The 21,804-nt window shown below is 67.8% G+C and carries 20 protein-coding genes and 1 pseudogene; 16 read left to right on the top strand and 5 right to left on the bottom strand.

Annotated elements, in window-relative coordinates; all coding sequences use genetic code 11:
• The 5 genes and pseudogenes from ACE3UA_RS12965 to ACE3UA_RS12985 all read left to right on the top strand — a co-directional run.
• Window positions 1–329, top strand: a pseudogene (locus ACE3UA_RS12965) (ABC transporter substrate-binding protein); the annotation flags it as partial.
• A 15-nt stretch (window positions 330–344) separates the two neighbouring features.
• A complete protein-coding gene (locus ACE3UA_RS12970; RefSeq protein WP_374645745.1) occupies window positions 345–1,487 on the top strand; it encodes a microcin C ABC transporter permease YejB in 1,143 nt (380 codons plus the stop codon).
• A complete protein-coding gene (locus ACE3UA_RS12975; RefSeq protein ID WP_374645747.1) occupies window positions 1,487–2,596 on the top strand; it encodes an ABC transporter permease in 1,110 nt (369 codons plus the stop codon). Before ACE3UA_RS12970 ends, ACE3UA_RS12975 begins: the two co-directional genes overlap by 1 nt.
• Window positions 2,597–2,606: 10 nt before the next feature.
• Window positions 2,607–4,196 (top strand): ABC transporter ATP-binding protein, encoded by a 1,590-nt coding sequence (locus ACE3UA_RS12980; RefSeq protein ID WP_374645749.1) that lies wholly within the window; start codon window positions 2,607–2,609, stop codon window positions 4,194–4,196.
• Window positions 4,193–5,419, top strand: coding sequence for a glycosyltransferase (locus ACE3UA_RS12985; RefSeq protein ID WP_374645751.1), 1,227 nt, complete (start codon window positions 4,193–4,195; stop codon window positions 5,417–5,419). Before ACE3UA_RS12980 ends, ACE3UA_RS12985 begins: the two co-directional genes overlap by 4 nt.
• A gap of 75 nt (window positions 5,420–5,494) precedes the next feature.
• Here ACE3UA_RS12985 and hemN read toward each other — a convergent pair whose 3' ends face one another.
• Window positions 5,495–6,850 carry an oxygen-independent coproporphyrinogen III oxidase gene (hemN, locus tag ACE3UA_RS12990; RefSeq protein ID WP_374645753.1) on the bottom strand — a complete coding sequence of 452 codons (1,356 nt, stop codon included), beginning with the start codon at window positions 6,848–6,850 and terminating at the stop codon, window positions 5,495–5,497.
• A gap of 61 nt (window positions 6,851–6,911) precedes the next feature.
• Between hemN and fnrL the strand changes: the two genes are divergently transcribed.
• Complete coding sequence (gene fnrL, locus ACE3UA_RS12995) at window positions 6,912–7,649, top strand: transcriptional regulator FnrL (protein WP_374645755.1); 738 nt, start codon at window positions 6,912–6,914, stop codon at window positions 7,647–7,649.
• Between the two features lie 84 nt (window positions 7,650–7,733).
• Window positions 7,734–8,645, top strand: coding sequence for a PhzF family phenazine biosynthesis protein (locus tag ACE3UA_RS13000; RefSeq protein WP_374645757.1), 912 nt, complete (start codon window positions 7,734–7,736; stop codon window positions 8,643–8,645).
• Window positions 8,646–8,825: 180 nt separating this feature from the next.
• Here the strand turns inward: ACE3UA_RS13000 and ACE3UA_RS13005 are convergent, their stop codons facing one another.
• The gene (locus tag ACE3UA_RS13005) at window positions 8,826–9,671 is read right to left on the bottom strand and encodes a universal stress protein (protein WP_374645759.1); all 846 of its coding nucleotides are present in this window, start codon (window positions 9,669–9,671) and stop codon (window positions 8,826–8,828) included.
• A gap of 203 nt (window positions 9,672–9,874) precedes the next feature.
• Here ACE3UA_RS13005 and ccoN point away from each other — a divergent pair, with 203 nt between their 5' ends.
• The 8 genes from ccoN to ccoS all read left to right on the top strand — a co-directional run bounded on the left by ccoN (window position 9,875) and on the right by ccoS (window position 17,749).
• Window positions 9,875–11,473: a cytochrome-c oxidase, cbb3-type subunit I gene (gene ccoN / locus ACE3UA_RS13010; RefSeq protein ID WP_374645761.1), complete on the top strand. Its 1,599-nt coding sequence runs from the start codon at window positions 9,875–9,877 to the stop codon at window positions 11,471–11,473.
• A 12-nt stretch (window positions 11,474–11,485) separates the two neighbouring features.
• Window positions 11,486–12,229 carry a cytochrome-c oxidase, cbb3-type subunit II gene (ccoO, locus tag ACE3UA_RS13015; protein WP_374645763.1) on the top strand — a complete coding sequence of 248 codons (744 nt, stop codon included), beginning with the start codon at window positions 11,486–11,488 and terminating at the stop codon, window positions 12,227–12,229.
• Between the two features lie 16 nt (window positions 12,230–12,245).
• Window positions 12,246–12,437 carry a cbb3-type cytochrome c oxidase subunit 3 gene (locus tag ACE3UA_RS13020; RefSeq protein WP_197642529.1) on the top strand — a complete coding sequence of 64 codons (192 nt, stop codon included), beginning with the start codon at window positions 12,246–12,248 and terminating at the stop codon, window positions 12,435–12,437.
• Between the two features lie 3 nt (window positions 12,438–12,440).
• A complete protein-coding gene (gene ccoP, locus ACE3UA_RS13025) occupies window positions 12,441–13,313 on the top strand; it encodes a cytochrome-c oxidase, cbb3-type subunit III (RefSeq protein WP_374645765.1) in 873 nt (290 codons plus the stop codon).
• 200 nt (window positions 13,314–13,513) lie between these two features.
• On the top strand, window positions 13,514–14,938 hold the full coding sequence (gene ccoG / locus ACE3UA_RS13030) for a cytochrome c oxidase accessory protein CcoG (protein WP_374645767.1): 1,425 nt from the start codon (window positions 13,514–13,516) through the stop codon (window positions 14,936–14,938).
• Window positions 14,931–15,383 carry a FixH family protein gene (locus tag ACE3UA_RS13035; RefSeq protein WP_374645769.1) on the top strand — a complete coding sequence of 151 codons (453 nt, stop codon included), beginning with the start codon at window positions 14,931–14,933 and terminating at the stop codon, window positions 15,381–15,383. The genes ccoG and ACE3UA_RS13035 overlap by 8 nt, the downstream gene beginning before the upstream one ends.
• 3 nt (window positions 15,384–15,386) lie before the next feature.
• Window positions 15,387–17,591: a heavy metal translocating P-type ATPase gene (locus ACE3UA_RS13040; RefSeq protein ID WP_374645771.1), complete on the top strand. Its 2,205-nt coding sequence runs from the start codon at window positions 15,387–15,389 to the stop codon at window positions 17,589–17,591.
• Window positions 17,591–17,749, top strand: a complete 159-nt coding sequence (gene ccoS / locus ACE3UA_RS13045; protein ID WP_374645773.1) for a cbb3-type cytochrome oxidase assembly protein CcoS — start codon at window positions 17,591–17,593, stop codon at window positions 17,747–17,749. Before ACE3UA_RS13040 ends, ccoS begins: the two co-directional genes overlap by 1 nt.
• A 71-nt stretch (window positions 17,750–17,820) precedes the next feature.
• Here the strand turns inward: ccoS and ACE3UA_RS13050 are convergent, their stop codons facing one another.
• From ACE3UA_RS13050 to ACE3UA_RS13060, 3 genes are all read right to left on the bottom strand, one after another.
• A complete protein-coding gene (locus tag ACE3UA_RS13050) occupies window positions 17,821–18,498 on the bottom strand; it encodes a fumarylacetoacetate hydrolase family protein (RefSeq protein ID WP_374645775.1) in 678 nt (225 codons plus the stop codon).
• Window position 18,499: 1 nt separating this feature from the next.
• Window positions 18,500–20,455, bottom strand: coding sequence for a serine hydrolase (locus ACE3UA_RS13055; protein WP_374645777.1), 1,956 nt, complete (start codon window positions 20,453–20,455; stop codon window positions 18,500–18,502).
• 183 nt (window positions 20,456–20,638) lie between these two features.
• On the bottom strand, window positions 20,639–21,346 hold the full coding sequence (locus ACE3UA_RS13060; protein WP_374645779.1) for an HAD family hydrolase: 708 nt from the start codon (window positions 21,344–21,346) through the stop codon (window positions 20,639–20,641).
• A 125-nt stretch (window positions 21,347–21,471) separates the two neighbouring features.
• Between ACE3UA_RS13060 and clpS the strand changes: the two genes are divergently transcribed.
• Window positions 21,472–21,792, top strand: coding sequence for an ATP-dependent Clp protease adapter ClpS (gene clpS / locus ACE3UA_RS13065; RefSeq protein WP_374645781.1), 321 nt, complete (start codon window positions 21,472–21,474; stop codon window positions 21,790–21,792).
• The last annotated feature ends 12 nt before the right edge of the window (window positions 21,793–21,804 follow it).

Here is a 21,804-nt window from a genome sequence, read left to right on the forward strand (position 1 = left end):
TGAAGCAGTATTACGGCTCGGCCACGGCGGACATTTCGGTCTTCAACCTTGCGGGGCTGAAAAGCCCGGCGGTGGACCGGCTGATCGATGTGGTCATGGCGACCGACACGCGCGAGACGCTGACCGTGGCGACCAGGGCGCTGGACCGGGTGCTGCGGGCGGAAGGCTACTGGATCCCGCAATGGTACAAGGCGGAAAACTGGGCCGCCTATTACGACATCTACGAGCACCCCGAGGTGATCCCGCCCTATGCGCTTGGCGTCGAATCGCTCTGGTGGTACAACGCCGAAAAAGCCGAGGCGCTGAAGGCAGCTGGCGCCTTGAAATAGCAGGCAGGCAAGCACTTGGGCGCCTATATCCTCCGCCGGTTGCTTCTGGTGATCCCGACCTTGTTCGGGGTCATGCTGATCAACTTCGCGCTGACCCAGTTCGTCCCCGGCGGCCCGATCGACCAGATCCAGGCCCGCATCCAGGGCGAGGGCGATTCCATCGCGGCCCTCTCCGGCACCTCGGACGCGGGAACCGAGGACAAGGACAGCGGCTATGTCGGCGCCCGCGGCCTGCCGCCCGAATTCCTGGCCAAGCTCGAGGTGCAGTTCGGTTTCGCCCGCATCACCTGCGACGAGGGCTTCACCGGCACGCCCTCGATCAAGGCCCCCGAATGCCGCAAGGAGCCGATCCCGGCCTATGAGCGGTTCTTCATCATGATGGGGAACTATCTGACCTTCGATTTCGGCCAAAGCTATTTCCGCTCGATCTCGGTCGTCGACCTCGTGCTGGAGAAGATGCCGGTCTCGATCACGCTGGGCCTCTGGTCCACGCTGATCGCCTATCTGGTCTCGATCCCGCTGGGCATCCGCAAGGCGGTGCGCGACGGCTCCAGCTTCGACACCTGGACCTCCGGCATCATCATCGCGGCCTATGCGATCCCCGGCTTCCTGTTCGCGATCATGCTGATGGTGGTCTTTGCCGGCGGCAGCTATTTCCAGTGGTTCCCCCTGCGCGGCCTGACGTCGGAAGGATGGGAAAGCTTTTCCCTCTGGCAGAAGGTCACCGATTACCTCTGGCACATCATCCTGCCGGTGACGGCGCAACTGATCTCGGCCTTTGCCACGCTGACGCTGCTGACCAAGAACAGCTTCCTGGACGAGATCAAGAAGCACTATGTGATGACCGCCCGCGCCAAGGGCCTGTCCGAGGCGCGGGTGCTGTATGGCCATGTCTTCCGCAATGCCATGCTGATCGTGATCGCGGGCTTTCCCAGCCTGTTCCTGGGGGTGTTCTTCGGCTCCAGCCTGATCATCGAGTTCATCTTCTCGCTGGATGGCCTTGGCCAGCTCGGCTATCGCTCGGCGGTCGAGCGGGATTATCCGGTGATCTTCGGCACGCTCTTCGCCTTTGGCCTGATCGGGCTGGTCGTCGGCATCCTGTCCGACCTGATGTATGTGCTGGTCGATCCGCGCATCGACTTCGAAAGGCGCGGCTGATGGCGCTTTCGCCCCTGAACCAGCGCCGCTGGCGCAACTTCAAGGCCAACCGGCGGGCGTTCTGGTCGCTCTGGCTGTTCCTGGTCCTCTACGGCCTGTCGCTCGGGGCCGAGCTGATCGCCAACGACCGTCCGGTCCTCGTCCGCTATGACGGCGGCTATTACATGCCGGTGTTCAGGTTCTACCCCGAGACCGCCTTCGGTGGCGACCTCCGGACCGAGTCGAAATATTCCACGGTCGAGGTGCAGTGCCTGATCCTCGCCGCCGGCTCGCTCGACTGCTGGGACGACCCCGAGGGCATCATCGCCGAGGTGAGGGAGAAGGGCACGGCGGCGGGCGAGGCGGTGAACAAGGGCTGGATCCTCTGGCCGCCGATCCCCTTCAGCTACAACACCATCGTCGATACCGGCGGCGTGGCCCCCGGCCCGCCCACGGCGCAGAACTGGCTTGGCACCGACGACACCAGCCGCGACGTGGCCGCCCGGGTGATCTACGGCTTCCGCCTCTCCGTGACCTTCGCGCTGATCGTCACCCTGCTGACCTCGGTGATCGGCGTGGCGGCGGGCGCGGTTCAGGGCTATTTCGGCGGCCGGACCGACCTGATCTTCCAGCGGGTGATCGAGCTGTGGTCCTCGGTCCCGACGCTGTATGTCATCATCATCGTGACGGCCGTCTGGTCCAAGAGCTTCTGGCTGATGGTCCTTCTGATGGTGGTCTTCGGCTGGACCTCCCTTGTCGGCGTCGTCCGGGCCGAGTTCCTGCGGGCGCGGAACTTCGAATATGTCCGCGCCGCCCGCGCGCTGGGCGTGCCCGACCTGCAGATCATGTTCCGCCATCTGCTGCCGAACGCCATGGTCGCCACGCTGACCATGCTGCCGTTCATCATCACCGGCACCATCGGCTCGCTCGCCATGCTGGACTACCTCGGCTTCGGCCTGCCCTCCAGCTCGCCCTCGCTGGGGCAGTTGTCGCGGCAGGCGCAGCAGAACCTGCAATCGCCGCATCTGGCCTTCGTCTCGTTCTTCACCTTCGCCATCATGCTCTCGCTGCTGGTCTTCATCTTCGAGGGCGTGCGCGATGCCTTCGACCCGCGGAAGACGTTCAGATGAGGGCCGGCAGATGAGCGTTCTCGAGGTCCGCGACCTCAAGGTCGGCTTCCGCCAGGACGGAAGGGTGATCCAGGCGGTGAAGGGCGTCAGCTTCACCGTGGACAAGGGCGAGACGGTGGCGCTGGTCGGCGAAAGCGGCTCGGGCAAGTCGGTGACGGCGCTGTCGACGGTGGGGCTTCTGGGCGACAATGCGCAGGTCACCGGCTCGGTCACCTATCGCGGCACGCAGATGCTGGGCGCCGCCGAGCCCACGCTGCGCAAGGTCCGGGGCAACGACATCAGCTTCATCTTCCAGGAGCCGATGACCTCCCTCAACCCGCTGCACACGATCGAGAAGCAGCTGGCCGAAAGCCTGGCGCTGCACCAGGGCCTGACCGGCGACAAGGCGCGCGCGCGGATCGTCGAGCTGATGGACAAGGTCGGCATCCGCGACGCCGAATCCCGCCTCGGGGCCTATCCGCACCAGCTTTCGGGCGGGCAGCGCCAGCGGGTGATGATCGCCATGGCGCTGGCCAACGGGCCCGAGCTTCTGGTCGCGGACGAGCCTACCACCGCGCTGGACGTGACGATCCAGGCGCAGATCCTCGACCTTCTGGCCGGTCTCAAGCAGGCCGAGGGCCTCAGCCTTCTCTTCATCACCCACGACCTGAACATCGTCCGCCGCATCGCCGACCGGGTCTGCGTCATGCAGGGCGGCGAGATCGTGGAGCAGGGGCCGACGGCCGAAATCTTCGCCAACCCGCGGCATCCCTATACCCGCAAGCTGCTGGCCGCCGAACAGCGGGGCGGCCCCGATCCCGTCCCCCCCGGCGCGCCCGAGATCGTTGCGACCGAACACCTCCGCGTCTGGTTCCCGATCCAAAAGGGCTTCCTGCGCCGCACCGTCGGCCATGTGAAGGCGGTGAACGACGCGACCATCTCCGTCCGCGCCGGCGAGACCCTGGGCATCGTCGGCGAAAGCGGCTCGGGCAAGACGACGCTGGCGCTGGGGATCCTGCAGCTGATCGGATCCGAGGGGCGGGTGGCCTTCCTCGGCCGCGACCTGCGCGACCGCAACGGGGCCGCCCTGCGCGCCATAAGGCGCGAGATGCAGGTCGTGTTCCAGGACCCGTACGGCAGCCTTTCGCCCCGGATGACGGTCGAGCAGATCATCGCCGAGGGGCTGGGCGTCCACGGCCTTGAACCGGGCCGCGACCGGACTGGGATGGTGGCCGAGATCATGGCCGAGGTCGGCCTCGACCCGGCCACCATGGGCCGCTATCCGCACGAATTCTCCGGCGGCCAGCGCCAGCGCATCGCCATCGCCCGCGCGATGATCCTGCGCCCGAAACTGGTGGTCCTGGACGAGCCGACCTCGGCCCTGGACATGACGGTGCAGGTCCAGATCGTCGAACTGCTGCGCGCCCTGCAGCGCAAATGGGGGCTGGCCTACCTGTTCATCAGCCACGACCTGCGGGTGATCCGGGCCATGGCGCATCAGGTGATCGTGATGCGGGCCGGCGACGTGGTGGAAGGCGGGTCCTGCGAGGCGGTGTTCACCAATCCTCAATCCGGTTACACCAAGGCTCTGATGGCGGCAGCCTTCGGGACCGGATCTTGAAACTTCTCTTCGTCCATCAGAACTTTCCCGCCCAGTTCCTGCACCTCGCGCCCGAGATGCAGCGCCTTGGCCACGACGTCCGCGTCCTTACCGATGCGGCGAACCGCAACCCCTCGCCGGTGCCCCTCCTGCGCTACGACTTCAAGCCCGCCCCGGTCGAGCCGCAGCATACCCGCCTTGGCCGCAACTACACCACGATGAGCGACCGGGGCGTCACCGTCGCCCGCTTCGCCCGGCAGCTCCGCGCCCAGGGCTATGTGCCCGACGTGATCTACGGCCATTCCGGCTGGGGCGAGACCCTGTTCCTGAAAGAGGTCTGGCCCGAGGCGCGGCTGCTGGTCTTCGCCGAATTCTACTATCGCGGAGAGGGCGCCGATTCCGGCTTCGACCCGGAGTTTCAAAGCCGCAGCTTCGACCAGGTGATGATCGCCCAGGGCCGCGCCGCGCATCTCGGCCAGGCGCTGCTGCATGCCGACCGGGGCATTTCGCCGACCCGCTGGCAGGCCGACAGTCACCCGCCGGCCCTGCGCCGCATGATCGAGGTGATCTTCGACGGCGTAGATTGCGACCGCCTGACCCCCGACCCGGCGGCGCGCTTCACCCTGCCCGACGGCCGCCAGCTTCGGCGCGGGGACGAGGTGCTGACCTTCGTCAACCGCAACCTCGAACCCTATCGCGGCTACCACATCTTCATGCGCGCCCTGCCGGCCGTTCTGGCCGCCCGGCCGCAGGCCCAGGTCGTGATCGTCGGCGGCGAAGGGGTCAGCTACGGCCAGCCGCCGAAGGAAGGAACCTGGAAGGACATCTTCCTGGACGAGGTGAAGGATCGCCTCGACCTCGCGCGCGTGCATTTCGTGGGCAAGCTGCCCTATGACCGGCTGGTCGACCTGATCCATGTCAGCCGGGCCCATGCCTATCTGACCTATCCCTTCGTGCTTTCCTGGTCGCTGGTCGAGACGCTGGCCGCCGGAACGCTGGTGATCGGCTCGAACACAGCCCCAGTGGCCGAGGTGATCCAGGACGGGGTGAACGGGCGTCTGGTCGATTTCTTCGACATCCCCGGCTGGTCGGCCGCGTTGACGGACGCGCTGGCCCGCCCCGAGGCCCATGCGCCGATGCGCCAGGCCGCACAGGCGCTGGCGCGCGAGAACTACGACCTGCGCTCGGTCTGCCTGCCGAAACAGATCGACCACCTCATCCGGCTGGAGCGCGGCCTCGTCTGAGGGCTGCTCGTCGAGCACTTCGTGCACTCCTCGCCGGCAGACCGACGAGTGCACGAAGTGCTCGAGGAGGCGGCTTCAGATCGCCGCGGAATGCCGCGCCTGGGCGCTGTCGTAGGCGTCGAACGCCCGCGCGATCATCCGGGTCAGCGGCCGGGCCTTCTCGGGGATGAAGAATCCCTCGTCGGTGACGCGCACCATCTCGCCGAAGGTGGCCTGCGCCGCGGCGAACAGTTCGTCCAACCGCGCGTCGGTGGTGGCATAGTTGGCCAGCAACTCCTCCCGGCGGACGGCGAAATCGCACATCAGCGCCTCGATGATCCGGGCGCGCAGCGTATCCTCGCCCGAGAAGCGGTGCCCCTTGTGGACCGAGAAGCGCCCCTCGCGGATCGCCTTCACATGCGCGGCCGTCGCCGCCGCATTCTGCGCGAAGCCCTGCGGAAAGCGCGAGATCGACGAGGCCCCGATCCCGATCAGGACCGGCGAGGTGTCGTCGGTATAGCCCTGGAAGTTCCGCCGCAGCCGCCCCGCCGCATGGGCCCTGGCCATCCTGTCCTCGGGTCTGGCGAAATGGTCGATGCCGATTTCGCGGTAGCCGTCCCAGAGGAACAGTTGCCGCGCGGTCTCGAACAGGTCCAGCCGCTCCTGCGGGGTGGGCATCGTGTCCGAGGGGATCATCTGCTGCCGCCGGCTCATCCAGGGCACATGGGCATAGCCGTAAAGCGCCACCCGGTCGGGAGAGAGGGTAAGGAGCTTCTGGACCGAATCGGCGATGCGCGGCCCGGTCTGGTGCGGCAGGCCATAGAGGATGTCGGCGTTCAGGCTGGCGATGCCGCGCGCGCGGATGCGTTCCACCACGTCGCGGGTCAGCTCATAGCTCTGCTCGCGGCCGATCGCCTTCTGGATCATCGGATCGAAGTCCTGCACCCCGATCGAGGCGCGGTTCATCCCGGCGGCGGCAAGGGCGTCCAGCCGGGGATCGTCGATCTCGTTCGGGTCGATCTCGACCGAGAATTCGCCTTCGGCGGCCATCGGCGCGACCCTGAAGATCGCCTCGGCCAGCCGCGTCATCCGCTCGGGGTCCAGCAGCGTCGGCGTGCCCCCGCCCCAATGCAGCCGCGACAGGCTGACGCCGCGCGGCAGGTGCCGGGCAAGCATGGCCAGTTCGAGAAGCAGCATCTCGACATAGGCGTTGACCGGATCGTTCGACGTCGTGCCCTGGGTCCGGCAGGCGCAGAACCAGCACAGCCGACGGCAGAAGGGCACATGGACGTAAAGCGAGATCTGGCTGCCCTCGGGCACGGCCTCGATCCAGCTGGTGAAATCTCCGGCGTCGACCGAGGCGCCGAAATGCGGCGCGGTCGGATAGGAAGTGTAGCGCGGCACGCGCGCGTCGAAAAGCCCCAGGCGGGCGAGTTGCGGATCGTGGGTCATGCGGCTACATTAGCGGCTGCGTCCCAAGTCGCCTTGACGCAAATCAATTTGGGAGCACCGGATGCAAGACCACTTCGTGCATGTCCAATGCGGCGACTGCCCCATCCGGCACCGCGCGGTTTGTGCCCGGTGCGACACGGACGAACTCGCCGAGCTGGAGCAGATCAAGTACTACCGCAGTTTCCAGGCGGGGCAGACGATCATCTGGTCGGGGGACCGGATGGATTTCGTCGGCTCGGTCGTGAGCGGGATCGCCAGCCTGACCCAGACGATGGAGGACGGGCGGCGGCAGATGGTCGGGCTCCTGCTGCCCTCGGATTTCGTCGGACGGCCGGGGCGGTCGACGGCGGCCTTCGACGTGACCGCCACCACCGATGTGGTGATGTGCTGCTTCCGCAAGAAACCCTTCGAGACCCTGATCGCCGAGACGCCGCATGTCGCCCAGCGGCTGCTGGAGATGACCCTGGACGAACTGGATGCGGCGCGGGAGTGGATGCTGCTTCTGGGTCGCAAGACCGCGCGGGAGAAGATCGCCTCGCTGATCTCGATCATCGCCCGGCGCGAGGCGGCGCTGCACAAGAAGAAGGCCTCGGGAAATCTTTCGGTGGACCTGCCCCTCACCCGGGAAGAGATGGCGGATTATCTCGGCCTGACCCTCGAGACGGTCAGCCGGCAGATCAGCGCGCTGAAGAAGGACGGGGTGATCACGCTGGAGGGGAACCGGCATGTCAGCATCCCGGATATCGACCGGCTGATGGAAGAGGCCGGGGATGATACCGACGGGGGCATGCTGGTCTAGGCTGTCCACGGTGGACAGAATTTTGAATCCAAGAGAATCAAAGGTTTGTTCATAGCCGTTCATACTTTTGAAAGCCGCAGGGCCATGCCGACCTTCCACACCTGTGATGTCTTCACCGACCGGCCCTTTGCCGGAAACCCCCTTGCGATCGTTCTGGGGGCCGATGGCCTGACCACCGCGCAAATGCAGACCATCGCGCGCGAGTTCAACCTGTCCGAGACGATCTTCGTCCAGGCCCCCCGGAACCCGGCCCATACCGCCCGGGTCCGCATCTTCTTTCCCACCGCCGAGATCCCCTTTGCCGGCCACCCGACCATCGGCTGCGCGATCCATCTGGCCTGTGCCGGCACGTCGGGCGATTTCGACCGCGATCTGGTGCTGGAGGAGGAGGCGGGGCTGGTCCCGGTCCAAGTCTCGCGCCGGGGCGATGCGGTTCGGGCCGAGTTCGTCGCGCCCGTCGTGCCGCATGGCGTAAGTGATGCGCCAGACGCAAGGGCCGCGCTGGACCCGGCGCGGCTGGCGGCGGCTTTGGGCCTTGCCCCGGAGGAGATCGGCTTTGCCGGGCACCGTCCTGGACTCTGGCAGGGCGGACCGCGCTTCCTTTACGCTCCGGTCGCCTCGCTGGCGGCGCTGGGCCGGGCGCGGCCGATCGAACCCTGCTGGTCGGAACAGATGCGGGCGGCGGGGGTGGACAGCATCTACCTTTACACAATCGGCGCGGATTGCGCCTTCCGCGCCCGGATGTTCTCGCCCACGGCGGGAATCCCGGAGGATCCCGCGACGGGCTCGGCCAGCGCGATCCTGGCGGCGCAGTTGCTGGCTTCGGGCGCGCTCGCCGAGGGGGAAACGCGGCTTGAGCTGCGTCAGGGCGTGGAGATGGGGCGGCCGAGCGAGATCGGGCTGCGCGTCCGCGTGGCGGCGGGACGGCTGGTCGAGGTCCGGATCAGCGGCGGCGCGGTGCCGGTGGCCGAGGGGCGGATCCGGGCTCCGGCCTGATGGTCGGGCGGTTTCGACGGGGCGCCGATTTCCTTGAAGAAATCTGTCAGGGTCCGAGGCGGAATTGTTCCGCGCCCCGCTTCCGGCGGCGCGCCCTTTGGCAGATGCTCTGCCGGTGCGGCTTTCGCTGGCAAGGCCGTCCGAGGGGCTCGATGCCTCGAGGACGGCCGCCTCTCCGGGTCAATGCGCCAGGAACACCGGGATTTGCGCCCCTTCCAGCATGTCGCGGGTCGCGCCGCCCATGATCGCCTCGCGGAAGCGGGAATGACCGTAGGCGCCCATCACCAGCATCTCGGCATCGACATCGCGCAGGTGGCGCGCCAGCACGTCCGAGACGCGGGGCAGGGACTTGGCCAGCACCGTCACCTCGGCCCGGACGCCGTGGCGCACGAGATACTGGCACAGAAGCCCGCCCGGATCCGACCGTTCCGGCCCATGGGACGGCGGGTCGATCACCACGATCTGCACATTCTCGGCCCGGCGCAGGAAGGGCATCGAGCGGCGGGCGGCGACCAGGGCCTCGCGGCTTTGGTTCCAGGCGACGACGATCCGGCGCGGGTCGCTGGATTTCATTCCCGCCTCGGGCACCACGAGGACCGGGGCCATGCCCTCGAAGAGCGCGGCCTCGGTCAGGGCCTCGTCCTCGACGCCGCGGGTCTTGCCATAGGGCAGGGGCAGGACCACCAGGTCGGCATAGCGCGCGCGGGCGGCGACCACATCGGTCAGCGCGCCAAGCTGGGTCACGACCGACTCGACCCCGTAGCGCAGGTCGGGCGACTGGGAGCCGAGGGCGGCGTTCAGCGCGGCCTCGGCCTCGCGCGCCTCGGCCTCGGCGCGGTCCATCGCGGCGGCGATCATCACCGCGCCCGAACCGACATAGGAATAGCCGACCTGGGTACGGTCCACCCCAAGCGCAAGGGCGTCAAGGTGGGCATCGGTCCGCACTGCGATCTGGGCTGCGGCGGAAACCGGGGCCAGAAGTCCCTCGGGCGAGGCCGCGATGGTGAGGAGCGATTTGTAGGCCATGGGGGATCTCCTTGCTGATGAAGCAGTGTTGCGCCGCAGCCTCGTTGCCGCATTGACGCAGGTCAAGGGCGACCTTGGGACGACTTGATTCAGATCATGTCGCATGATGATGCTGCACAGCAGAAGACACGGTGTCGAAATGTCCCGCATGGGGTCCGAATCCGATTCGGAGCCCTGGGGCAGACAGGACGAAGGGACAAAGTATGTGGGACTATCTGAAACTGGCAGGGCTTGGCCTGGTCGCGGTCTGCGCCGCGATCGCGGCCAACTATGCCCATGACCTGGCCTATCAGGTCAATGCGATCACGGTGATGCTGGCCGCAGGCATCGCCTTCCTCTGGGTGTTGCGGACGGCGGGCGATGCGAAGCCGGACCGGAGCCAAGAATATTTCGACAGCGTGGTCCGGGCCGGCGCCATCGCCACGGCCTTCTGGGGCGCGGTGGGCTTTCTGGTCGGCGTGATCATCGCGCTGCAACTGGCCTTTCCGCAGCTGAACTTCGAATTCCTGCAGGGCTATGGCAACTTTGGCCGCCTGCGGCCCTTGCACACCAGCGCGGTGATCTTCGCCTTCGGCGGCAACGCGCTGATCATGTCCTCGTTCTACATCGTCCAGCGCACCTGCGCGACGCGGCTGTTCGGCGGTTCGCTGGGCTGGTTCGTGTTCTGGGGCTGGCAGCTGGTGATCGTGCTCGCGGCCTCGGGCTATGTGCTGGGCGCGACGCAGAGCAAGGAATATGCGGAACCCGTCTGGTATGTCGATATCCTGATCACCGCAGTCTGGGTCGGCCTGCTGGTCGCCTTCATGGGCACGCTCTTCAAGCGCAAGGAGCCCCATATCTATGTGGCGAACTGGTTCCTGCTGTCGATGATCCTGACCGTCGCGATGCTGCATCTGGTGAACAATGCGGCGATCCCGGTGTCGATCTTCGGCTCGGCGCAGGTGCAGGCCTATGCCGGCGTGCAGGATGCAATGGTGCAGTGGTGGTATGGCCACAACGCGGTGGGCTTCTTCCTGACCGCAGGGTTCCTGGGGATGATGTACTATTTCGTCCCCAAGCAGGCCGAACGGCCGGTCTACAGCTACAAGCTGTCGATCATCCACTTCTGGGCCTTGATCTTCCTGTATATCTGGGCCGGTCCGCACCACCTGCACTATACCGCGCTGCCCGACTGGGCCGCGACTCTGGGCATGGTGTTCTCGGTGATCCTGTGGATGCCCTCCTGGGGCGGCATGATCAACGGGCTGATGACGCTCTCGGGCGCCTGGGACAAGCTGCGCACCGACCCGATCATCCGGATGATGGTCGTCTCGATCGGCTTCTACGGCATGTCGACCTTCGAGGGGCCGATGATGTCGATCAAGGCGGTGAACTCGCTGTCGCACTATACCGACTGGACCATCGGTCACGTCCACTCCGGCGCCCTGGGCTGGAACGGGATGATCACCTTCGGCGTGCTTTACTACCTGGTGCCGCGGCTGTGGAACCGCGAGCGGCTGTACAGCCTGAAGCTGGTGAGCTGGCACTTCTGGCTCGCGACGATCGGGATCGTGCTCTACGCCTCGTCGATGTGGGTCACGGGGATCATGGAGGGCCTGATGTGGCGCGAAGTGGATGCGAACGGGTTCCTCGTGAACGCCTTCGCCGACACGGTGGCCGCGAAGTTCCCGATGTATGTGGTGCGGGCGACGGGGGGACTCCTGTTCCTGACGGGCGCGCTGATCATGTGCTGGAACCTGTGGATGACGGTGCGCGCGCAGCCTGAACGGGCGACGCAGCACTCGGCGGTTCCGGCGGAATAAGGGGACAGGACAATGGCTTTCCTTGACAAGCACAAGGCTATCGAAACCCATGCCACGCTGCTGATGGTGCTCAGCCTTCTGGTCGTGGCCATCGGGGGGATCGTGCAGATCGTGCCGCTGTTCTACCTGGAGAACACGATCGAGAAGGTGGAGGGCGTGCGGCCCTACACGCCGCTGGAACTGGCGGGGCGCGACATCTATGTCCGCGAGGGCTGCTATGGCTGCCACAGCCAGATGATCCGCCCGATGCGCGACGAGGTGGAACGCTACGGCCACTACTCGCTGGCCGCCGAGTCGATGTATGACCGGCCGTTCCAGTGGGGCTCCAAGCGCACCGGGCCGGACCTGGCGCGCGTCGGCGGGCGTTATTCCGACGAATGGCACCAGGACCACTTCCACGACGCCAAGTCGGTGGTGCCGGAATCGGTGATGCCGCCCTACGGCTTCCTGGCGAACCGGGAGATCGACGGGAAATACATCCAGGACGTCGTCGAGACGCACCGGATGACCGGCGTGCCCTATACCGACGAGATGGTTGCCAATGCCCGGGCGGACTTTGCCGCCCAGGCCGATCCGGACGGCGATCCCTCGGGGCTGGAGGAGCGTTACGGCGCCGGGGCCTTTGGCCATGCGGTGAACGTGCGCAACTTCGACGGCCAGCCGAAGTTGACCGAGATGGACGCGCTGATCGCCTATATCCAGGTGCTGGGCACGATGGTCGATTTCTCGACCTTCACGCCCGTGGCCAATCGCTGAGGGGGAGGGAACCGAAATGGAAACCTATTCCTTCCTGCGCCACATGGCCGACAGCTGGTTCCTGCTGGCGATGACGCTCGGGTTCCTCGCGCTTTGTGTCTGGGCCTTCCGGCCCGGCAGCCGCGCGATGCACCAGGAGGTGGCCGGCTCGATCTTCCGCAACGACGACAGTCCTGCGGACCGCAACCCTGCCCAGAAGGAGGCCTGAGCGATGTGCGCCAAGCCAATCAAGCATGAACCCCGGCAGGTGGAAACGACCGGCCACCAGTGGGACGGCATCGAGGAATACAACAACCCCCTGCCGCGCTGGTGGGTCTGGGTGTTCTACGCCACGATCGTCTGGGGGATCGGCTATACCATCGCCTATCCCGCCTGGCCGCTGATCAAGGAGGCCACTCCGGGCCTTCTGGGGGCCAGCACCCGGGCCGATGTCGCGGCCGAGATCGCGGCGGTGGACGCGGCCAACGCCGCGATCAAGGAGAAGCTGGTCGCCGCCGACCTGAACGCCATCGCGGCGGATCCGGCCCTGGCCGAATTCGCCACGCGGGCGGGGGCGGCGGTGTTCCGCACCAACTGCGCGCAGTGCCACGGCTCGGGCGCGGCGGGGTTCGTGGGCTATCCCAACCTTCTGGACAACGACTGGCTCTGGGGCGGGACGATGGAGGATATCCACCTGACCGTCACCCATGGCATCCGCAACACGACCGACGCCGATGCGCGCTATTCCGAGATGCCGAAGTTCGGCGCGGATGGCATCCTGGACGAGACCCAGATCGGCCAGGTGGTCGAGCATGTCCTTGCCCTTTCGGGGCAGGAGCATGACGCGGCGCTGGCGGCAGAGGGGGCGACCGTCTTTGCCGACAACTGCGTGGCCTGCCACATGGAGGACGGCTCGGGCGACCGGGCGCAGGGCGCGCCGAGGCTGTCGGATGCGATCTGGCTGTACGGCGGGTCGCGCGAGGCGATCACCGAGACGGTGACCAATGCCCGTTTCGGCGTCATGCCGAACTGGAACGGACGGCTGAGCGAGGACGAGATCCGCGCCGTGGCCTTCTTCGTCCACGGGCAGGGCGGCGGCGAGTAAGCCGTCGCGGACAAGACCGGACAGGGGGCCTTCGGGTCCCCTGTTCCGTTCGGCGGCGCCGCGCTTCACGCCGAGTTGTGCCGCCTTGCCGCATGGCGGAACTTGCCGCCAGTTTATAATTGATACAGGTCAATGTTCCCCGGCCGTGAATGGCCGAAGCAGGGCCTGCCAGACCCTGCGCCCGGTTCAGGAGCTTTCCCTTGTCCAACCCAGATCCCGCCCCCTCTCTCTACGCCGCCCGCGAGCCGGTCTTTCCGCGCCGGGTGAAGGGCACCTTCCGCACGCTCAAGTGGTGGATCATGGCGGTGACGCTGGGCATCTACTACATCCTGCCGTGGATCCGCTGGGACCGGGGGCCTGCCCTGCCGGACCAGGCGGTGCTGGTCGACCTGGCGAACCGGCGTTTCTTCTTCTTCATGATCGAGATCTGGCCGCATGAATTCTATTTCGTCGCGGGCCTTCTGATCATGGCCGGCCTCGGGCTGTTCCTGTTCACCAGCGCGGCCGGGCGGGTCTGGTGCGGCTATGCCTGTCCGCAGACGGTGTGGACCGACCTATTCATCCTGGTCGAACGCTGGATCGAGGGCGACCGCAACGCGCGGCTGCGCCTGCACCGGCAGGCCTGGAACGCCGAGAAGATCCGCAAGCGCGCGGTCAAATGGACGGTCTGGCTGCTGATCGCGCTGGCCACCGGCGGGGCCTGGATCTTCTACTTCACCGATGCGCCGACGCTGCTGGGCGATCTGGTGACCGGCCAGGCGCATCCGATCGCCTATACGACCATGCTGGTCCTCACGCTGACCACCTTCTTCTTCGGCGGTTTCGCGCGCGAGCAGATCTGCATCTATGCCTGCCCCTGGCCGCGCATCCAGGCCGCGATGGTGGACGAGGACACGCTGACCATCGGCTATCGCGACTGGCGCGGAGAACCCCGCGGCAAGGCGAATGTCGCGGGCAACGGCGACTGCATCGACTGCATGGCCTGCGTGAACGTCTGCCCGATGGGGATCGACATCCGCGACGGGCAACAGATGGCCTGCATCACCTGCGGGCTTTGCATCGACGCCTGCAACGACGTGATGGACAAGATCGGCAAGCCGCGCGACCTGATCGGCTATCTGGCGCTGACCGACGAGCTGCGCGAGCGCGAGGGCCAGCCGCCGAAATCGGTCTGGGCGCATGTGTTCCGGCCGCGGACCGTGCTTTACACCGTGCTTTGGGCCGGGATCGGCATCGGGCTGGTGGTGGCGCTGTTCCTGCGCTCGCCCATCGACGTGAACGTGACGCCGGTCCGCAACCCGACCTTCGTGACCCTGTCCGACGGGTCGATCCGCAACGCCTATGAGATCCGGCTGCGCAACATGCAGGGCGAGGCGGCCGAGTTCGCGCTGACGGTGGATTCCGCGGCGCCGCTGGCGCTGTCGCTGGAAGGGCAGGAGGGGCTGGTGGTGACGGTCCCGGCGAACGAGACGCTGTCGCAGCGCCTGTATCTCACGGCCCCGCCGGACAGCCCGGCGGCGCGCGCGCACCACAGCGATGTGCGCTTGTGGATCGCGGAAGAGGGCACGACGAACCGCGTCCACCATGATACGATCTTCAACGGCAAGGAGGACGGCGATGGCTGAGCTGACGGGAAAGCATGTGTTCGCGATCACCGCCGGGGCCTTCGCGGTCATCATCGGGGTGAACCTGCTTCTGGCGGTGAAGGCGGTCTCGACCTTTCCGGGGCTGGAGGTGGGGAACTCCTATGTTGCGAGCCAGGATTTCGAGGTCCGCAAGGCGGCGCAGGAGGCGCTGGGCTGGACGATGGCTCCGGCCTATGAGGGGGGGCGGATGACGCTGGCCTTCACCGATGGCAAGGGCCTGCCGGTGCGGGTGGACGAGTTGCAGGTGCTGATCGGGCGCACGACCGAGGCGAATGAGGACCTCTGGCCGGATTTCGCGCCGGTGGGCGACCTATACGCCGCCGATGTGGCGCTGGGGCATGGCAAGTGGATGGTGAAGGTCACCGCCCGCTCGGCCGACGGGACGCTGTTCGAGCAGCGATCCGAACTGTTCGTGAAGGGCTAGGCGATGGCGGTGGTCGAGGATTTCGGGCAGGACTACGGGCGCGCCCAGGTCTCGGCCTGTCCGGCCTGCGTGGCGGTGCCCGCGGCCGAACGGATCGCCGCCCTGCGCGCCGACCGCGCCGGGCGGATCGTGCTGTCGCTGCCGAACGCGGCGGGGGCGCAGTCGATCTCGGTGGTCGAGGCGGCCTTGCAGGCGGTGCCGGGGGTCGTCTCGGCCCGGGTAAACCTGACGCTGAAGCGCGCCAGCATCGAGGCCATGCCGCAGGTCACGGCGGCCCAGCTGATCGAGGTGCTGGAAGGGCAGGGGCAGGAGGCGCATGAACTGGACCCTGGCCTGCTGTCGGTGACCGAGACCGACCGGCAGGGGCGCGAGCTTCTGATGCGGCTGGGCGTCGCCTTCTTCAGCATGATGAACGTGATGCTGCTGTCGGTCGCGGTCTGGTCGGGGGCCGAGGATGCGACGCGCGACCTTTTCCACTGGATCTCGGGCGCCATCGCGCTGCCGACGGTGGTCTTCGCCGGGCAACCGTTCTTCAAATCGGCCTGGGCCAGCCTGCGCCAGGGCCGGCTGGGGATGGATGTGCCGATCAGCCTGGCGCTGATCCTGGCCTCCTGCATCTCGGTCTACGAGACCTGGATGTCGGGGCATCATGCCTATTTCGACGCTGCCGTGATGCTGGCCTTCTTCCTGCTGCTTGGCCGCTACCTGGACCACCGGACGCGGGCCGTCGCGCGCTCGGCCGCCGAGGAGCTGGCGGCGCTGGAAGTGCCGCGCGCCATCGTCCTTCTGGACGGGGCCGAGGTCGAGACCCCGATCGCGGCGGTGCAGCCGGGCGATCTGGTGCTGGTCCGCCCCGGCGCGCGGATGCCGGTGGACGGGGTGGTGGTCGGCGGGGCCTCGGAACTGGACCGGGGGCTGCTGACCGGGGAAAGCCTGCCGGTGCCGGCGGGCGAGGGCACGGTGGTCAGCGCGGGCGAGGTCAACCTGACCGGGCCGCTGACGGTGCGGGTGACGGCGGCGGGCAAGGAATCGAGCCTGCACCGGATGGCCGACCTGGTCGCGGTCGCCGAGGGGGCGAAGACACGCTACACCAGCCTGGCCGACCGGGCGGCCGGGCTTTATTCGCCGCTGGTGCATATCCTTTCGTTCAGCGCCTTCGGCTACTGGATGTGGGCAACGGGCGGCGATCTGCGCCATGCGATCAACATCTCGGCGGCGGTGCTGATCATCACCTGCCCCTGCGCGCTGGGGCTCGCGGTGCCGGCGGTGATCACCTCGGCGAGCGGAAAGCTGTTCCGCAAGGGCCTGCTGATCAAGCACGGCACCGCGCTGGAGCGGCTGGCCGAGGTGGACCGGGTGGTCTTCGACAAGACCGGGACGCTGACCCTTGGCGTGCCCGAGCCGCTGGCGCTGGCGGACCAGCCGCGCGAGGCGGTGGCGGTTGCGGCGGCGCTGGCGGCAGGGTCGTCGCATCCGCTGGCCCGGGCGCTGGCCGAGGGCGCGCGGGCGCTGGGCATCGCCCCCGAGGCGGTGCAGGACCTGCGCGAGGTGCCGGGCCAGGGGATCGAGGGGTTGTGGCAGGGCAGGCGGGTGCGGCTGGGCCGGGCCGACTGGTGCGGGGCGAAGGCCCTGCCCGAGACGGCGACCTATCTGGCGCTGGGCGATGCGACGCATGGCTTCGCCTTCACCGACCGGCCCCGCCCCGGCGCGGCCGAGGCGGTGGCGGCGCTGCAGAAGGCGGGCCTGAAGGTCGAGCTTCTGTCGGGCGATGCCGAAGCGCCGGTCAGGGCGCTGGCCGAACGGCTGGGGATCGCCGACTGGCGCGCGGGCGTGCTGCCGGCGGAAAAGGCCGCGCGGGTGGCCGAACTCTCGCGGATGGGCAAGGTACTGATGGTCGGCGACGGGCTGAACGACACGGCGGCGCTGGCGGCGGCGCATGTCTCGATCTCGCCCGCGAGCGCGCTGGACGCGGCGCGGGTGGCGTCGGACATCGTGCTGCTGGGGCAGGACATGGCGCCGATCGCCGATGCGGTCCGGATCGGGCGGCAGGCGGCGCGGCGGATGGTCGGGAATTTCCTGATCTCGGGCGGCTACAACGTGGTCGCGGTGCCGCTGGCGCTGGTGGGGATGGCGACGCCGCTGGCCGCGGCGCTGGCGATGTCGCTGTCGTCGATCACGGTTTCGCTGAACGCGATGCGGCTGCGCTGATGGCGATCCTGTCGATCCTTATCCCGGTGTCGCTGTTCCTGGGGGGAATCGGTCTGGTGGCCTTCTTCTGGGCGATGAAGACGCGGCAGTTCGACGATCCCGAAGGCGATGCGAACCGGATCCTGACCCGGGACTGGGACGACCGGCCGAAGCCCTGACGCCCTCCTCGTTCGACTTCGTCTCCTCGTCGGCAGGGTGCTGCGAGGAGTGACGACGTCATCGACGGGCGTCAGCCGATGGTCACCGTCGCCGATTGCAGCCCGTCGATCTCGACCTTGCAGGTGTCGCCGCGGTTCAGCGGGCCGACGCCGGCGGGCGTTCCGGTGAAGATCAGGTCGCCCGGCGACAGGCTGACCAGACGCGAAAGCGCGGCGATGATCGCGGCCGGGCTCCAGATCATGTCGGACAGCCGCGCCTCTTGCCGCAGCGCGCCGTTCACCATGCAGCGCAGGCTGCCATCCGGCAGGGCGCCGGGGCGGATCGGGCCGACCACGGCGGATTTGTCGAAAGCCTTGGCCATGTCCCAGGGGCGGCGGTTGGCCTTGGCCTCGGCCTGCAGGTCGCGGCGGGTGAGATCGTTGCCGGTGGCATGGCCCCAGACCAGCGCGGGCGCGTCCTCCTCGGCCACCATCGCGCCGCCCTTGCCGATGGCAAGGACCAGCTCGGCCTCATGGTGCAGGTTGGTGGTCGCGGGCGGGTAGGGGATGCGGCTGCCGGATTCGACCACGGCATCGGCGGGCTTGGTGAAGAAGAACGGCGGCTCCTTTTCGGGCTCGCCGCCCATCTCGCGGGCGTGGTCGGCATAGTTGCGGCCGACGCAGAAGATGCGGCGGACCGGAAAGCGTTCGGCGCGGCCGGTGACCGGCAGGGTGACGGTGGGCAGGGCGGGGAAGACCAGGGCGACCATCTCAGCCCCCCACGGTTTCGCAGGGCACGGCGCGGGCGCGCAGCCGGCGGCAGGCGAGTTCCGCCTGGTCCTCGGTCAGGCCCATGAAGCTGGCGCGCCAGGCGCCGCCGGCCTGCGAGGTCTTGCGCAGCCCCTCGTTCAGCGTGGCGCTTTCGGCCAGCGCGGTCTTGAGCAGCGCCCGCTCGGCCTCGTAGCGCGAGGGATATTCGCCGACGTTCACCCCGAAATGGCGCCCGCCGGAGGTGGACATCGAGACGACGACCTCCTCCTGCTGCGGCTCGGGGGCCTCGGCGACCTCGACCGGGTCGAAGATCGGGGCCTTGCGGGTGGGTGCGGCGGGGGTGGGGGGGGCCATGCTGGCGGCGGCGGCGAGGGTCTCGACGGCGGTCAGCTCGGCCTGCGGGTCGGCGAGGGCGAGTTCGACCGGCGCGGCCTCGGGCAGGCCGGGGTCGGTGACGACTTCCTCGGGCGCGGCGGCGAGGTCGACGGGGGCCTCGGCCGCGGGGGCGAGGGTCTCCGGGCGGGCCTGGGGCTGCACGGCGGCGAGGGCCGGGTCGGCGGCGGCAGGCAGGATTTCCTCGGCAAGGGCGGCGGCCTGGGCCTCGAGCGTGCCGGGCTGGGGCGCGGGTTCGGCGGCGGCGAGGGTGGTGGCCTCGGGAACGATCCCGGCCGGGGTTTCGGCGGGCGGCGTGCCTTCGGCCAGGGCGGCGGCCTGGGCCTCCAGCGTGCCGGGCTCGGGCACGGGTTCGGCGGCGGCGAGGCTGGTGGCCTCGGGCAGGAGTTCGGCGGGGACTTCGACCGCGGGCAGGGCTTCGGCGAGGGCGACAGCCGCCGCCGGTTCGGCCATCGTCTCGGCCTGGAAGTCCAGGGTGCCGGGCGGGGCGGGTTCGGCGGTGGCCTCGGCCAGCGCGCCGTCGATGCTGGCGGCCATGGCAAGCGCCACCGCATCGGGGACGGCCGGGGCGGGGGCGCCCGGCCGGGCCTTGGGCCGCAGGCTGGAGGCCACGCCACCCGAGACGCGAATGGTCTTGCCGGCGCCGCCCTCGGCGTCGATCTCGTCGATCTCGGGTTCGGCCGAGGCGACCAGCGCATCCGAGGGCAGCGGGGCCGGCGTCTCTGGCGGCTGTTCCTTGACGCGATTCTTGGCGGTGCCGAAGCCGAGGTCCATCAGCTCGGCCATCTTGGCGTTGCGATTCGCGGTCGAGGTGCCGCCGAAGACGGTGGCGATGATCCGCTTGTTGCCGCGCACGGCCGAGGCGGTCAGGTTGAAGCCCGCCGCCGAGGTATAGCCGGTCTTGATGCCGTCGGCGCCCTCGTAGCCGTCCAGGAAGCGCGAGTTGGTGTTGCGCACGGTGGCCACGCCCGCATCGGCGGTGCGGCGGGAGAAGATGTTGTAATACTGGGGGAAATCATAGAACAGGTGCCGCCCCAGGATGTTCATGTCATAGGCGGTGGACAGGTGCCCCTCGGCCGTGAGGCCGTTGGCGTTGCGGAACGTGGTGTCGTTCATCCCCAGGCTGCGGGCGGTCTTGGTCATCCGCTTGGCGAAGGCCGTGTAATCGCCGCCGATCTGGTCGCCGAGCGCGGCCGCCGCGTCGTTGGCCGATTTCACCGCCGCCGCACGGATCAGGTAGCGCACGGCGATCTTCTGCCCCGGCTTCAGCCCCAGCCGCGACGGCGGCTGCGACGCGGCGTATTTCGACACCGTGACCTTGGTGTCCAGCGACAGGCGGCCGGCCTCGATCTCCTGGAAGGTGATGTAGAGCGTCATCATCTTGGTCAGAGAGGCCGGGTGCAGCCGGGTGCGGGCGTTCTTTTCATAGAGGATCTCGCCGGACCGCGCGTCCATCACGATGGCCGCGAAGGGAGCCGCCTGCAGCGGGCTGGTCACCAGCACCGTGCCGACCACGAGATATACGAAAACTGCGCGGAGAATGCGCCCGACAAGCGATGCCACGTCGCCCATTCCTTTGCCTGTGCGGCCCGGGTTTCCCGGTGCCTCGTTCTGCCTCGGGTCGAAGGCTAGCACAGGGAATGGATTCCGAAAACCCAAAAATACCAAGGACTTTGCGGGACAAGCTCACCCAGTTGCGCGGATGCAGCACCGGGCCACATCTTGCGGCCCCTGCGCCTGTCGCCGCTATCCGTTGCGGCCGGGCTTAAGGCTTTCCACGAGCGCCGGCAAGGTGGCCAGGGTCTCGATCACGTGAAAGCGCCGATGGCCCTGGGGCGGATCGGCGGCTTCCAGCGCCCAGGTCGCGCCATGCGGGACATGCACGCCCCAGGCCCCGGCGGCAAGCGCGGGAATGACGTCGGATTTCAGCGAATTGCCCACCATCATCGCCTGATCCGCGCCGGTGCCGTGGCGGGCGAAGATGGTGCGGTATGAGTTGGCCGTCTTGTCGCTGACGATCTCGACGCCGTCGAAAAGCTCGCCCAGGCCGGATTGCGCGAGTTTCCGTTCCTGGTCCAGAAGGTCGCCCTTGGTGATCAGCAGGACGCGGTAGTCGGCGGCAAGCGTGGTCACGGTGGCGCGGACATGGGGCAAAAGCTCGATCGGGTGTTCCAGCATCTCGCGGCCCGCCGCCACGATCTCGCCGATCAGCCGGGCGGGAACGCGGGCGTCGGTGACCTCGATCGCGGTCTCGATCATCGACAGGGTGAAGCCCTTCACGCCAAAGCCGTAATGGCCGAGGTTGCGCCGCTCGGCCGCTTCCAGCCGCTGGGCGAGAAGCAGGGGGTCGGCGTAGCGCGACAGCAGCGTCGCGAAACGCTCTTGCGTCAGGCGGAAGAAGGCCTCGTTCTGCCAGAGCGTGTCGTCGGCGTCGAAGCCGATCGTGGTCAACATGAAGCACCCTTGGGCGGCCCCTGCGCCGCCCCCTTTTCGCTGCGGCAAAAGAGGCTATATTTCCGCAATGAGATGCAACCCCCGAATCCAGGAAGCCGAGGCCCGTGTCCATTCCTCCGTTGAGCATGTCTGACAAGACGGATGGGCCGGGGAACGACACGCGGGTCCTGACCAAGACCAAGACCAAGACCCAGCGGCCGCCGCTGTACAAGGTGCTGTTGCTGAACGACGACTACACGCCGATGGAATTCGTCGTCCATGTGCTTGAGCGGTTCTTCGGCCTGAACCATGCCCAGGCATTCGAGATCATGCTGACGGTGCACAAGAAGGGGCTGGCGGTGGTGGGCGTGTTCAGCTTCGAGGTGGCCGAGACCAAGGTGGCGCAGGTGATGGATTTCGCGCGCCGCCACCAGCATCCGCTGCAATGCACGATGGAAAAGGAATGACCTTGCGGCTTT

Origin of the sequence: Tabrizicola sp. (assembly GCF_041919135.1) — a bacterium.
Classification (GTDB): domain Bacteria; phylum Pseudomonadota; class Alphaproteobacteria; order Rhodobacterales; family Rhodobacteraceae; genus Tabrizicola.